Genomic DNA, 14002 nt, shown 5'->3' on the forward strand with positions numbered 1-14002 from the left:
GAAAGAAGAGTAATAATGCCAAGAAAGATATGTTCTCAAAGAGTCGAAACGCTGCGCTGTCGCCTCAGACGATGGCTGCATTACTCATCAAAATGGTTCTACATCAGACCATCCCTTTTTAACGCCGCAATCTAAAGGTATGTTTTATTTTTAGCGCTGTTCGCTTTCCCTGTCGCACAGCGATGAAAAATCCTGTTCTATACTCAGATATGTAGCTGAAAAAACAACACTCTCACTTCAGGATCGGCCCTCCTACAGGATGTTCCCACTTTTATAACTGAGCTTGGCATTCGCGCTTTTCTGTTTCGCCGCCAGGACATAATGCGCTGATTTTTATTTATTTTTATAGGAAGAGTGACAATGAAAAAATATAATACCGATGCTCAGCGCGTCGCAAAGATCAATGAATATCATTTGCTCGACTTACACTTACAGCAATCCTTTCAAAACCAGGTCAGATTATTTGCGCGCATACTGAATTTCCCCGCCGCGTTTATCTCGATTATCGATCACGATAAGCAGTGGCTGATCTTCAGCGAAGGCCTCAATATCGAATGTACGGACCGGGAAGTGGCGTTTTGCAACACGGTGATTGCCACCGCCGCCACCATGTGTATTCCCGACACGCTGACGAACAGTCAGTTTCGCGAACATCCGCTGGTTACCGGCGCCCCGCATATTCGCAGCTACTTTGGCATCCCTCTGGTGCTCGACAAAGTCGTGGTAGGAACCCTCGCCGCCATCGACTATCAGCCGCGTAACCTGGATGAGGCGACGCGCGAAACCGCGTCCTTCGTCGCCAGCACCACCGAATCCCTGTTCAAGCTGCACAATGAACAGTTGCATCGGGAACAGGAAATCCGGCTGTTGAACAACTCGTCCGTGGTGCTCGTCAACTGGCAGCAGGATAATATGCTGCACATTTCCTACATTTCTCCCAACGCGCAGCACGTTCTGGGCCTTACCGAAGAAGAACTTAGACATAACAACACGGTGATGGAGAGCTATGTCCACTCGGACGACTATGAAAACCTACTGTTTACGCTGGATAACCATAAAAAAGGCGTGGCGAATCTGGAATGCGAATACCGGTTTCTGTCGCCCAGGGGAAAAACCCTGTGGATTCGCCAGCTTTCCATCGCCAATTATCACCACAACGGCAAACTCAGCCACGTGCAGGCGCTGCTGATTGATAACTCCCATCAGAAATACCTGCAAAAACTGCTGGTGGACACCAACAACCAAATGAGACTGGTGCTGGAGTCGTCCAGTCTCGGCACCTGGGACTGGGATCTGGGGCGGCACAACATTCGCGTTAATAAACAGTGGTGCGAAATGATGGGGGTCACGCAGGATCAGTTCGATTCCTCAATGGATTACTGGCAACAGCTGATGCACCCGTTGGATCGGGAAAAAATGGTGCTGGCGGCGGAAGCCTGCATCACCGGCCAGGCAACCTTGATCAACGAGCAATACCGGATGCGTCATAATAAAGGCCACTGGGTATGGATTGAAACCTACGGCAAGGTGGTGGAATACAACGAAAAAGGCAAACCCATTCGGGTCGCCGGCACCCATCGGGATATTACTGAAAAGAAAAACAAAGAATTACAGGAAGAGGCGGATAAACGCCTGCTGGAGCTGATTAACCGGGCCCAAAAAATCTTTCTGGAAAAAACCGATATTCAGGAAGCCTGCATGTCTATCTTTGACGACCTGCTTTCTATCTCTGAATCGGAGTTCGGTTTCATCGGTCAGGTCAGAGAGCACGATGAGAAGAAAGTGCTGCACATCGTCGCTATTTCCAACGTCAGCTGGAACGGCGACAGCAAAAACTCTTACGATACCTTTTTGCAAAACAGACTGCAGTTCACCAGCCTGGACAACCTGTTTGGGCATGTGGTGATTACCGGCAAACCGGTTATCACCAACTCGCCGCGTTCCCACTCCGCCTCGCGCGGCGTGCCGTCAGGCCATCCAATCCTGCGCCAGTTCATGGGGTTACCCATCTATTTTCGCAATGAAGTGGTAGGGATGATCGGGCTGGGCAACCGCTTCGACGGTTACAACGAGCGGCAGTTGCGCTTTCTCAGCCCGTTCGTCGACACGCTGGGTTCGCTGTTCTACGCGCTGGAAACCCAGCGGGCCAGAGAAGAGCTGGAAGAAAAACTGCTGGAAATGGCCAACACCGACGTCCTGACCGGCATCCATAACCGGCGCGCCTATATTCTGGAAACGGAAAAGTGCTACCGCAATCATGAGAAAAATACCGCACTGGCGATCATCGATATCGATTTCTTCAAAAAGGTTAATGATCAGTACGGTCATCACGTTGGAGACGTGGCGATTTGCCGCCTGGCGGAGATCATTACCGGCAAACTACGTACCGACGACTTCGTCGCCAGGCTGGGCGGCGAAGAGTTTGGTCTGATCGTCCACAACGCCAATCTCGATAATGTCGATGCCATCATGAACGGGATTCGTACCGAAGTGGAAAACACCCTGTTCACGGTTGACGGCTATTCCTTCCATTTTACCGTCAGCATCGGCGCAACCTTTATCAAACACCGTAATGTTCAGAGCCTGAAGGACAGCTTCGAAAGCGACATGAAGCGGGCCGACGACGCGCTGTACGAAGCCAAAAACGCCGGCCGCAATCGGGTGGTATGGAAATAGCAGCAGAGACAGATTTCTCTGGTTTGGTAAGGATATTTGTCGCTCGGGAATTCAAACCCGTGATATCAATGAAATGCAGAAAAAAATAGAATAATGATCGTCGCTGTGTGATGAAAAAGCCCTGAGATAAATCTCAGGGCTTTGGTTATATGGCCTTTGGCACCGGTAGTAGAGAATACCTGTTGGGGTTGTAGCCCGTGGTGTATCGTCCATAGCGGGCAATGTCGATAGCCCGAGCCATGCAATCACGACCAAACGCAGAAAACACCGGGTTCATGCCCGCCCCTCAGCGGCCAAATTTTTCTGAAAGACGCACAGGTAGTTGGGAAGCGGGATGTTGTCGCGGATATAGCGTTCCTGATAGCACGCGGTGAATCCTGCCTGAGAAAAGAGCGCCATAATTTCCGCCGCGCTGAATTCTTTACCCAGGCGGCCATCTTTATGCACATAGATCTCGCCTTTATCCTGCCGCTCATCTTCCGTGGCAAAAATACTGATGGCAAAAAAACCGTCGTCATTCAGGCAGTCATAGACTTTCTGCAAATAGGTTATATAAAGCGACGGATGCTGATGATGGAAACATCCATTATCCAAAACGGCATCGTATTTTTCGAACACCAGACTGTCGCCGAGGAAATTCCCCACCCGGAAATTCAGGTCAAGCGTTCGGTCAGGTGGAAACTCAAAGCTGTCGATAATATCAATCCCCAACACCTTATGGCCCTGTTCGGCGATCACCTTAGACTCAATTCCTTTACCGCAGCCGATATCCAATACCGATGAAGAACGCTTCAGCAATCCCAGCAATTTTAATGTGGTTTTGCGACTGGCTTCCGCACCTGACCACCCATCGCGCCCTTCTTTATAATGCTGGTCAAAACTTGCATAAAGCGTTTGCTGATATTCGCCAAACTCAGGGATCTGCTCAACAACATCACTCTTTTTCATGGCTGTCCTTACTAATCGGTTTTCACTGGAGGTGTGTTTTTTTAACTTTAACGACATAAAAAAAATCGATGCGGCAACCATGGCTGAGATGACCAGATAAAAACAGGTCAAGCTTTTCAGCGTTATATCAAGGCCATGCTTTTCAAGGAGCACACCGATTAAAGGCGCAAACAGCATGACGGCAAAGCGCTTCACCAGACTTAATAAAGAGTTCAGCGAAGCAATCATATCCCCCTGATACGAGCGATTAATAGCATCGACAATGTAGACTTCGGTGAGATATTTAACCAATTCGAGTAGAATAGCCCCCGCAATAAAAACCGCGACAACGCCATTCATAAACAAGGAAAGCGCGGCCAGCGTTAAGCCAATAACCAAAAAAACCGTCTGACTGACCGAGAGCGCTAAAATTTTCCGGGAAAGCAGCTTGGTCAGAAAAAGCCCCAGCAAACCAAGCCCGCCAACCGCCAAACCAATCTGATGCGCTTCAAACCCTTTAGCTAACAGAAACACCTGAACCAGGTTAGACGACTGGTTAAAAATAACGCAAAACACGGCGGAAAAGGCAAACAGAGATAAAACCATGCCTTTATTGCCTGAAAAAGAGAAAGACAGTTTTATTTTCTCCAGTACCGATGTCTTATTTACTTCTTTCTTTACTACTTCAAATCGTGAATCTTTCGAGATGAAGGAAAAGATCACCACCGGCGTACAGGCTACCAGACCATTAATCAACGCGGCGATTTCTATCGAGTATTTGGAGATCCAGGCGCCAAGGAATATCGCCAGATAAAAGCTGCAATTCCCCCACTGATATATATCTGAGAAAATACCGGTCTTTCGCTCCTGATTTAATGAAGAACGATAGATGACCGATAGGTTGGTTCCGGAGTAAAAGCTGTTTGCCAGCCCGATAAAAATCCAGGTAATCGCCATGGCAAAAAAACCATCGAGCGCCCAGGCCATCATGCCGCCGATGCCTTTGAAAAGGCCGGCCAGAAGCAGCGCGCTTTTGTTGCCGAATCTATCGGTAAACAGACCGCTGGGTACCTCGGCAACCACCATGGAAAAAGCGAGGATACTCTGAATCATGAAAACTTCGCTTACCGATAGCCCTTTATGGATCAAAAATGGGAAGGTAATCCCATTTAAAAGCAGAAATCCCCAGGGTATGGAAACCAGCCGTATTAAATTAACATCCTTGATACTATAAACCATACCACGTCACCTGTGCTCGTTATCAACCAATCTCTATCGCTATTTGCTTCATGATTGCATTCACTTTGTCATCCAACAGAGCCACATCGTCTGACGCAGTTATAACAAAACCAAATCTGTCGGCATTGCTTCTGATGCGATTGACCTTAAATGGTGTTGATGAAGAAATGAAAACGTCAGCATCAATATCATCAGGAACATGAATATTTGTTATCGTTCCACCCTGCTCAGAATATAACGCTCGTGCTATCGAAACATATTTAGGAATAGGTCTGGATGCTGAGAACCCATTAACAAAAAGATCGATAATCACATCATCGAGAGAACCTCCCAACGCGCGTGAAATATTACTCGGCGCCGGACCGTTGGGGAATCGCGGGTTGACTTCAACCAGATAGACCTGATTATCTCGCACCAGATACTCGATATGGAACGCGCCAAATGACATATCGATCGCCCGGATAATCTCCCGGCTGGCCTGATATAAAAGGGCTTCGAAGGGCCGATAAGGGAAAATGCCGCCCAGCTCTACGCAATCGCCTTCTCCGCCAAGCAGGCGGCTGCTGCATCCCAAAAAGTGAACCCCGATGCGATCAACAAAGCCTTCGACGCTAATCAGTTCGGCATCTTCGATAAGATGCTCAACAATATAGGGAAAATCGAATCTGTCCGTCTCTTGCCGAAAGAAATCATCCACGTCGGACTGAGCATAAAACTTGTGGACCCCCAGCGAGCTGTGCCCTAACAACGGTTTGAATATTAATGGAAAACCGACAAGCTCAGACAGCACAACATCATGCATATTCTCCCGACTTTCTATCCTGGCGAACGCAGGCTGCTTGACGGTGGTCGCCGCCACCAGCTTGCGCGTCGCCTGCTTATCGCGGCAACTCACCAGCACGTCAACGGGGGTATGCGGCAAGTCCAACTGGCGGGCGACATCGGCGCCGATTTCAATGTACTGATCAGAAAGCGTAATTACTGCAACCGGCCGGAAAGGCAATGCCGCCAGAATATCCTGCGGAGCCAGGCAGGGCACCGTCAATAACGTCGCCTCGATATGCTGTTCCCGCAGGCGCTGTCGCCACTCGTCACCCTGCACTGTAGCAATAACGGGATGATATCCACGGGCAATCGCCGCGTTTAAAATCCCTGTCGGGTTCATTCCCCGGGTTTCAATAAAAAGGATATGTTCCATTATTTCCCTCCACGACGGGCAGTGATGCCACTGCCCGTCGGGTTATTTATTCCGTTACATTCACCTGATAATATTTTCCATCATAGGATGAAGCAAAAAACGCATTCTTCTTATTGCTCCAGCATAAGGATGAAATACCCGCATGGGTGGGACGTTTGGGCAAACCAATCCATTTTTTATCTGCGACCGAATAGATATCGACGACTCCCACGTAGCTGCCGCAGGCAATAAATAACCCGTCATCACTGGCGGCTACGCATTTAATTGAGTTGGTATGACGACTTTTCACCTTGCTGGTGTTGTCATTATTCCCCCACAAACCAAGGTGCAAGTCGCGGGATATCGTGGCAAACCCATGAGCGAAAGGAGAACAGTCATTCAGTATTCCATCATGGGCGCCATGAATAACCTTCACGATTGCCAGTTTATCAGGATCGATAATGCTTAATTCACCATCGGCGCATCCGCCGAAAAGCGATGTGCCATCATACGAAATGCCTTTAATCGCATTGCTGTGTGCTTTAATCACGGTCACATATTCAAAGCGCTCATTTTCCGAAAAGACGAAAATATTGCCCGAATAGGTGCCTACCGCCAGCAGGGTGTCGTCGTTTGATGAAAAACTGACGCCACAGTTAATGGGTGAGTCAAGATCATACAGTTTCTCGCCGGTAACGGCGTCATACAGTGTCGCGGTCTGCCCGCCGCATACCAGACGTGATTTAAAACGGGTAATGAAATTACACAGCGAACCAGGCCCGCCAATATCCTGACCATTTTTAAGCGTGCGCCCGGCATCACCAATCGCATAGATATCATCGCCTTCAATATGAATGGAATTCAGGCTTTGGGACGGGATGAGTTCGCTGTTCATCCATTGTTTGGTATAGGGATTCCAGGCCAGATAACTGGAAGCGAATGTGCCGATAACCAGCGTATTATCGTCCAGAAACGCCACCGAACGCGGCCAGGCGATCTTCGGCAATTCGGTTTCGTTCACTTTTTCCAACTGATCATAGCCGACCAATTCCCAGATGATCAGCCGACCATCATAGGATGTCGTGGCAAACAGGCTGGCGTCTTTATTGATGGCAATTTTTTTGACCGCGGAATTATGAGCTTTGATTTTGGTTTCACCGTCCTCGCGGATCAGAGAAATATAGCCTTCATTGTCGCCGACAATCTTGGTTTTGGCCGAAATATGGGCGATGGCATCAATATCGGTATTGCCGTTGCTGACAATATTAATTTGCTCCCCGGTTTTGATATCCCAGGTTCTGACGGTGCCGTCCATTCCGACCGAGGTCAGCGTTAAACTGTCATGCGACCAGTCAAAACTTTCAATGATATTTTCATGACCGACCATCCGGCTAACCAGATTACCGTCCAGATCCGATACCGTCAGCGTACAGTCGTAAGAGCAGGTGGCGATATATTCGCCCGATGGGCTGAAGTCGGCTTTCAGTACATCGTCCTGATGAAAATTGATGACCTTCTGCAACCGCATTTCAGGTAGCTGCCATATGCGGGCGCTATAATCGCTGCTGGCGGAAACCAGCTTCGTACCGCATGGCGAGAACGCACACTGGTTCACCAGGTGGTCGTGCGTCCCCATTGCAATTGCGTTATGCGTCTGTGCATCCCAAAGAATCAGGCGGTTGTCATAACCTGCAGTAGCAACATAACGATTTTTATAAGCAGCGATGCCGCTGATTGGCGCTGTATGAATCATATCCTTATCCTTCATGATTGAGCGAGCCGGAAGCCCATTGCAAAGATTTCACGATCAAAGCGGGGGAACTTGCCGTGACGACGCGCATTGCGCGCCAGGTCGGCAAATCTGGCAAAGCTGCCGCCACGGGCAACCCGATAGGTTTCTGTCGTTTCATTCAGGTGGTCTTTCTGACGCTCCCCACCCGGATAAACGTAATAATCGTCAGCTACGTATTCCTCGACATTCCCCGCCATGTCCATAACGCCGAAGGGGGACTGTCCACCAGGAAACATGCCGACCGGGGTTGTGGTATAAATGCCGGTTTCAACCGTGTTCAGCCGTGAAGCATCAAATACATCGCCCCACGGAAATTCGCGCGGCACGCCCCCCGATGCAGCCAATTCCCACTCGGCTTCGGTAGGCAAACGATAATTTCCCTGCGTTTTCCGGTTCAGCCAGGCAATATATTTTTCAATATCGTCGAGCGTTACGCTGTAAACCGGGTGATTGGCCTTCTCAACCGGAAATTGCCCTAAACGCCACGAACTCGGCAGCCCGGTGTGTTTCGTCTCCAGCAAGAAAGCGCGGTATTCGGCATTGGTAACCGGATATTTGGCGATACTGAAAGGCGCGCAACGCACGCTATGTGCCGGGCATTCTTTATATATCCACTCAGGAAGTACGCCCAGATGCTTATATTGCTCAACAACGCGATCGGCGCGCGCCTTATCAATGCCCATGACAAACTCGGTCGCCGCAATGGCAATCATTGTCGGATTAAACACGTCTATTCGCGGGTCGCCTGATAATGACAACAACAGACCGGCATAATAGCGTTCATACAACGGCTTATCGCTTTCAACAACATCGATCAGCCCCGGTATATCGAAAGCGGCAAAATGAGTCTGACTCAGATTATTTTCAGAAATAGGTGTATCGATGTAGTTATCAGGCAAACCCAGTGCCTCCCGATCTGTCATTTCTGTCTGACAGATGGGTTTTAATTGAATGACCAATCTCACACTCCTTATGATATTGCTGATGAACCAAGTGGTTGATTATTTCTTCAAAAAAGTACTTATATCGGAAAGCTTGATAATTTTTTCGACAAGTTCCTTTTCTGAACCGGAGATAATGGCAAAACCATATCTTGTTGATGAAGATTTCGTTTCGGGAATCAGATCATTCAATTTATAGTCAAATTTCAACAGCAACAGTTTTTCACCGCATCGGCTACGGATCTCATCCAGAAAACTGGTACTGATTAATTCACCGCCGTCCCCGTGAAAATAAATAATTGACGCATTTTTCTGATAATGAATATCTACAGGGAGATGGACCGGTTCTCCCAGCAGGGCATTCATATTTTCTTTAATAATGTCATAGCCCGATGATTCACTGATCAGAACAGGGATTCTGTCTCCCCCCACACGCGTATGTGATTCGATTAAAAACACCTGCTGATCCTGAATTTTAAACTCGGTATGCGAGGCGCCATTCTGGTAACCAGCCAGACTCAGCATTGCGCGGGTAGCGCTATACACATTTTCGGCCTGATGGACTGACAACTCAGCCGGAAATGTGTGGCTTATTTCAAAAAAATAAGGCTGACCGGACGTCACTTTTTCCGTAATGCCAACAGGATAGTGCTGTCCATTACAGGAAATAAACTCCACGCTGTACTCATTACCGCCAACGAAAGTCTCAGCCAGCAAGGGGAAATCTTGAATATTTTCAAGTTCGTTGATGTGACTTATTTTTCTGATATTGTTGCTACCCATTCCATCATGGGGCTTAAGAATAATATCACTGCCGACCTGCTCAATAAAATGAGCGATCTCCTCCCTGGAATTAACCTCTTTCCAGGCGGTGGAGTGATGTGTCAACTTTTCCAATAGCGACCTGAAAGCGAATTTGTTCTTAAAGGCGTGAACCGCCTGAAAATTTAGCCCGTTAACTTCCAGCGCTTCGGCCAGTTTCGCCACTTTCTCCTGATGTACTTCTTTATGAGAATAAATCAGATCAAAACCATATCGCTTACAATGAGAGGAAATAACATCATCCAGTTTGTTGACATGTGATAATTTCATCGCCATCTGACAGCGACTGATGCTTATCTCATTAAAGTCGTCATCATTAAAATAATACAGATACAGTGCGTGCCCCTGATCAACCACCAAATCCACCAGAGCATCCCACCCGCCAATCAATGCGACCTTTTTCATATTATTACTCGCAGTAGAATTTGTTGATTACACTGTTGATTCTGGCGCGTAACAGCGGTTCGTTTGACGCTGCGATGGCAAAGTCGGCAATCGTATCGCCTGTCATATAAGGCGCATGTAATTGATCGCCGATTTGCTTTTTGATCACGCAGAATTTAACCCAGTCATCGCTGAAATCGCTGATATTGGATAAACGGGAAATCGTCATTGGGCGGGGATGAAACTGCAACCAGCCGCCGTATTGCAATGTCGGGTTCGGCGCCAGGCTAATGGCATCGCCAAGCTGAGACTGGGCCATCGCCTTATTAAGATCAACGCCGGATAACTGGTAAATGGTTTCGCTGATAGCGCCGCCGCCGACGCGCTTGGCGACTTCGCCAAACACCACTTCCCCCTCCGGCGTATAGAAATATTCGCTGTGGGTGACGCCATCACGGATATTAAAGGCTGAAATAACCTGTCGGTTCGCCTGATAAATCGCCGTGGATACCTCAGAATTCGACAGCATAATAGCCGCCCGGGGTTTGGCATCGGTAAATTGCATCGGTGAAGACAAGTATTCGAAGCCTACCTGAAACAGAATAACGCCATCGGCAATAACGGTATCGACGTGGAATACGCTGCCTTCGATGTAGGTTTCTATCAGATAAGTATCGAGATCCGTGTCCTGTTGCAGCAGCTCGGCAATGACGGCGCGCAATGCCTTCTCGTCATTTACCCGCCATATCCCGCGCGACCCCATGCCGCTACGGGGTTTCACCACCAGCGATACGCCTTGCGATAAAGCGGCGGCGCATTCCGCATAATCGCAGGCCGGCCACTGTTGGGGCACATTCAACCCATGCGCTTTCGCTATCCCGTGCATTACGGCTTTGTCGCGCACGCCGACAATATCCTGATAACGATCGCCACCACACCCGATAATTTCACGTATTTGGGCCGCAGGTAATAACAGCCGCTCGGAACAGGCAATCACTCGGTGGAAAGGCGTTTTGGCATGCAGTGCGACAGCAAAATTAATCAGCCCGTCATCGTCGTTATCGGTATCCCATACATGTATTTCATCAAAAAAGGCTTTATCAAATTGCGATATTTTTGATGCATTGGTGACGACAACGATAAAGTAGTGAGCACGATCAAAAACCGAGCCCCCTTCTTTCGACAAATACTGCGCCATTCCTCCGCGATCGAGAATCAACAGACGTTTTTTCATGACACCCTCGTCAATTCAAATCCATGCAAAGATTATTCGAAAACCCGCGTGCTCTACTGTCCGCATACGCCGTCAAGAGGCGCCGGTGTCCACCTTCGACCATTCGTAATCGTTGGTGCCGGAAGGAAAGACCGTCACAACACATTCATCCGCGGATAATTCACGCGCCAGTAGTGTGGCCGCCAGCCAGTTCGCACCCGAAGAGGAGCCGACCTTTAATCCGGTCAGGGCATAAATCTGTTTTACGGCGTCGATGGATTGCTCGAAACTGTAATGAAAATGCCCCGTTACCACCGGTTCGTTTTCTCTGACAAAACGTTGTTTAATACCGTAGCCGACACCGCCGGAGCCGAGATATTTCGGCAAGCCGTTGGGTTCGCTGAAACTACCGTAAGGCAATTCCGATGGCGTAATACCGTATATTTCGCACTCCGGCCAGGTTTGTTTTAGCCCCAGCCCGGTGCCAATCAGCGTTCCGGCCGTTCCCATCGAGGCGCACCAGGCACTCACGTTTTGTACGCCGTGCCGACGTAATTGTTCGGTAATTTCAGCCGCGGTCTGAAGCCGATGAAATTCAGGGTTTGCCTGATTTTCATGCTGATAAAGAAAAGTGAGAGACGGATTTTTTTCAGCCAGCGCTTTGGCTTCTTCAATCACCTGATAAAACCCTGCTTTCGCCGGAACTTTAACCAGCGTCGCGCCGCAGTTTATCATTTGCTGTTGAAGGGAATCGGGGGTCTTATCCAGTAATACCAGCGTCAGTTTAATACCCATTTGCTGGCAAATTTTCGCCAGACAAACGCCTAATGTTCCCCCGGTATATTCAATGATATGTGTCTCTTTTAGTTCCGCATCCGATTTTTCAGCGACAACGCGGGACATCATTGCATATACCGTGCGGGCTTTTATTGTCTCGGAATAATTCTGGTTTTCGAGTTTTACAAAAACCTTTCCCCCTTGCTGAAAACGCGATGGGATCTGAATCAGCTCGGTACGTGTGACCAAAGACTTAAAGCTATTCAGAATATCAACGGCTTTTGCCTTGAAACTTCCTTGTTCGCTCACGGTATTATTCCTTAATCTAAGGTTACGTTAATATGCAAGGCGCAGTTCATCAAAGGCAGCCTGACAGCGTGATTGCACGCCCGGCTCAGTCAATTCTGTTCGCCCATCCAGTTGAGTAAAATCCGGGCCGCCAGAAGCAATATGTTCAATAAGGCAATTAGCACCCAATGCTCTGACCACGGCTCGAATCGCATCACATGTCTGGGTGCTGCTTCTTATACCGCCGCCCGTGCTTGCCACTATTACCGACTTTCCTGAAAAGATACCTTTTTGCAAGTGGTCCAACGCATTCTTGAATGCGCCGCTAATCGTGCCGTGATACGTTGGGCAAGCCATGAATATCACGTCTGATTTCTGAATTTCCCCGACAAAGCGTCGAACATTTTCATTGGGGTGATGTTCTATCTCACAACCATAAACCTCGGGATCCATAAAAGGTAAAGGGTTATCCCGAAGTGACCAGTAGGCCTGCCTGGCGTCATTTCCCAGCAATGAAGAAAAATAACGAATAATGGCATCGGTCTGCGAGTCATCTCTTAAACTTCCATTAAAAAATAATATGTTCATAGCGATCAAATTGATAAAGTGTGATGTGTGTGTTCTTTTTTGGCTTTCAGATAATCCAGGTTATTTTCATTCGAGTGACAACCGGTGTTTTTCATCTCAACAACCGTGATGCCATAGGCGCGAAGCTGCTTTGCTTTATCCGGATTATTAGTAATCAAGCTGATACTGGTAACATTTAACGCCTTGAGCATTTGTGCAGCTGATTCATAATTTCGCAAATCATCCGGAAATCCCAACTCGTTATTTGCTTCATAGGTATTCATGCCTTTTCGCTGCAGCTCATAGGCTTTCAGTTTATTAATCAAACCAATGCCGCGCCCTTCCTGACGTAAATACAGCAGAACGCCGCCGGAGGCAGACAATGATTTTAGCGACTCATGCAATTGTGGACCGCAATCGCAGCGTAATGAACCGAATACATCGCCCGTCAAACATTCGGAATGCATTCTGACCAAAACATGACTTTTATTTTCAACATCACCGAAAACGATAGCGATATGTTCCTTTCCGTCCACCAGATTTTCAAATCCATAAAACTGGGCGCCGTTATCCGACCAATCCCCAATGGTAATAGGAATCTGAACTTTACTGGCGACCAAAACTTCATGTGCTGCCTGATGACTATCACTCATGATCGACGTCCTTGTTTGTTACACATCCTGATTAAAAGGGGATGACAAGAATCAACGCATGGAAAGCGTGCTTCCGTAGAACTTAAAAAATGTTTTAAAAAATAAAATGTTAAACGTGCCGGATTAAAAATCGGGTAACACGATCAATAAACAAAAAACAAACATTTCGTTAACCAAAATTAGCTTCGCGTATTTTTGTTGTCAAATAGAAAAAATATAAAAGATTAATAAGAACGTTTATGAAATATGAATATTTATTTATTTCAACAAGATATGAGTTTATAGAATAGGGTTTCACGACAAAGAATAAAATAATTAAGAATTATCTCAATCCATTTGTTTGCGTATATTCATTGTAAAAAATAAATATACCATGTGTTATTAATTTGATTTGATCTATTTTACTTAAAATAAATTCATATCCATCTATTTCCAAACCTGAATGGTGCCAATAAAAAAGCCCCCGCTCTGGAGCACAGGGCAGGGGCTAACTCAGATGGAGTCCTTACAGATCCCTGACACAAAAAAGCCAACATCAACTATCGA

At 47.6% G+C, this 14002-nt stretch carries 10 protein-coding genes; 1 reads left to right on the top strand and 9 read right to left on the bottom strand.

All coding sequences use genetic code 11. The annotated features are described in order from the left end of the window. The first annotated feature begins 360 nt into the window (after positions 1–360). Entirely contained in the window at positions 361–2676 is a 2316-nt protein-coding gene (locus DDA898_RS21535) for a sensor domain-containing diguanylate cyclase (RefSeq protein WP_038902472.1), read from the top strand. Between the two features lie 273 nt (positions 2677–2949). On the opposite strand, the gene DDA898_RS21540 is transcribed toward DDA898_RS21535, so the two are convergent. From DDA898_RS21540 to ribA, 9 genes are all read right to left on the bottom strand, one after another. Continuing rightward, positions 2950–4842, bottom strand: coding sequence for an MFS transporter (locus DDA898_RS21540; RefSeq protein WP_013320142.1), 1893 nt, complete (start codon positions 4840–4842; stop codon positions 2950–2952). A 22-nt stretch (positions 4843–4864) separates the two neighbouring features. Further along, positions 4865–6040 carry an ATP-grasp domain-containing protein gene (locus tag DDA898_RS21545; RefSeq protein ID WP_038912355.1) on the bottom strand — a complete coding sequence of 392 codons (1176 nt, stop codon included), beginning with the start codon at positions 6038–6040 and terminating at the stop codon, positions 4865–4867. A gap of 46 nt (positions 6041–6086) precedes the next feature. Then, positions 6087–7772 (bottom strand): WD40 repeat domain-containing protein, encoded by a 1686-nt coding sequence (locus DDA898_RS21550; protein WP_038912357.1) that lies wholly within the window; start codon positions 7770–7772, stop codon positions 6087–6089. A gap of 11 nt (positions 7773–7783) precedes the next feature. Then, complete coding sequence (locus DDA898_RS21555; protein WP_081639277.1) at positions 7784–8776, bottom strand: formylglycine-generating enzyme family protein; 993 nt, start codon at positions 8774–8776, stop codon at positions 7784–7786. Between the two features lie 36 nt (positions 8777–8812). Then, on the bottom strand, positions 8813–9979 hold the full coding sequence (locus tag DDA898_RS21560) for an ATP-grasp domain-containing protein (RefSeq protein ID WP_038912358.1): 1167 nt from the start codon (positions 9977–9979) through the stop codon (positions 8813–8815). A 4-nt stretch (positions 9980–9983) separates the two neighbouring features. After that, positions 9984–11192: an ATP-grasp domain-containing protein gene (locus DDA898_RS21565; RefSeq protein WP_038912359.1), complete on the bottom strand. Its 1209-nt coding sequence runs from the start codon at positions 11190–11192 to the stop codon at positions 9984–9986. Between the two features lie 72 nt (positions 11193–11264). Next, complete coding sequence (locus DDA898_RS21570) at positions 11265–12257, bottom strand: pyridoxal-phosphate dependent enzyme (RefSeq protein ID WP_050570303.1); 993 nt, start codon at positions 12255–12257, stop codon at positions 11265–11267. Between the two features lie 27 nt (positions 12258–12284). Further along, a complete protein-coding gene (locus tag DDA898_RS21825; protein WP_050570304.1) occupies positions 12285–12824 on the bottom strand; it encodes an NADPH-dependent FMN reductase in 540 nt (179 codons plus the stop codon). Between the two features lie 5 nt (positions 12825–12829). Further along, the gene (gene ribA / locus DDA898_RS21580) at positions 12830–13456 is read right to left on the bottom strand and encodes a GTP cyclohydrolase II (RefSeq protein ID WP_013320150.1); all 627 of its coding nucleotides are present in this window, start codon (positions 13454–13456) and stop codon (positions 12830–12832) included. Positions 13457–14002: the final 546 nt, after the last annotated feature.

It is taken from the genome of Dickeya dadantii NCPPB 898 (assembly GCF_000406145.1).
Lineage (GTDB): Bacteria > Pseudomonadota > Gammaproteobacteria > Enterobacterales > Enterobacteriaceae > Dickeya > Dickeya dadantii.

What these genes read in the sequence shown, in the direction of transcription:
- DDA898_RS21560 (WP_038912358.1), bottom strand. Translation starts at nt 9,979, where the DNA reads ATGAAAAAGGTCGCATTGATTGGCGGGTGGGATGCTCTGGTGGATTTG.
- DDA898_RS21825 (WP_050570304.1), bottom strand. Translation starts at nt 12,824, where the DNA reads ATGAACATATTATTTTTTAATGGAAGTTTAAGAGATGACTCGCAGACC.
- DDA898_RS21545 (WP_038912355.1), bottom strand. Translation starts at nt 6,040, where the DNA reads ATGGAACATATCCTTTTTATTGAAACCCGGGGAATGAACCCGACAGGG.
- DDA898_RS21550 (WP_038912357.1), bottom strand. Translation starts at nt 7,772, where the DNA reads ATGATTCATACAGCGCCAATCAGCGGCATCGCTGCTTATAAAAATCGT.
- ribA (WP_013320150.1), bottom strand. Translation starts at nt 13,456, where the DNA reads ATGAGTGATAGTCATCAGGCAGCACATGAAGTTTTGGTCGCCAGTAAA.
- DDA898_RS21535 (WP_038902472.1), top strand. Translation starts at nt 361, where the DNA reads ATGAAAAAATATAATACCGATGCTCAGCGCGTCGCAAAGATCAATGAA.
- DDA898_RS21565 (WP_038912359.1), bottom strand. Translation starts at nt 11,192, where the DNA reads ATGAAAAAACGTCTGTTGATTCTCGATCGCGGAGGAATGGCGCAGTAT.
- DDA898_RS21540 (WP_013320142.1), bottom strand. Translation starts at nt 4,842, where the DNA reads ATGGTTTATAGTATCAAGGATGTTAATTTAATACGGCTGGTTTCCATA.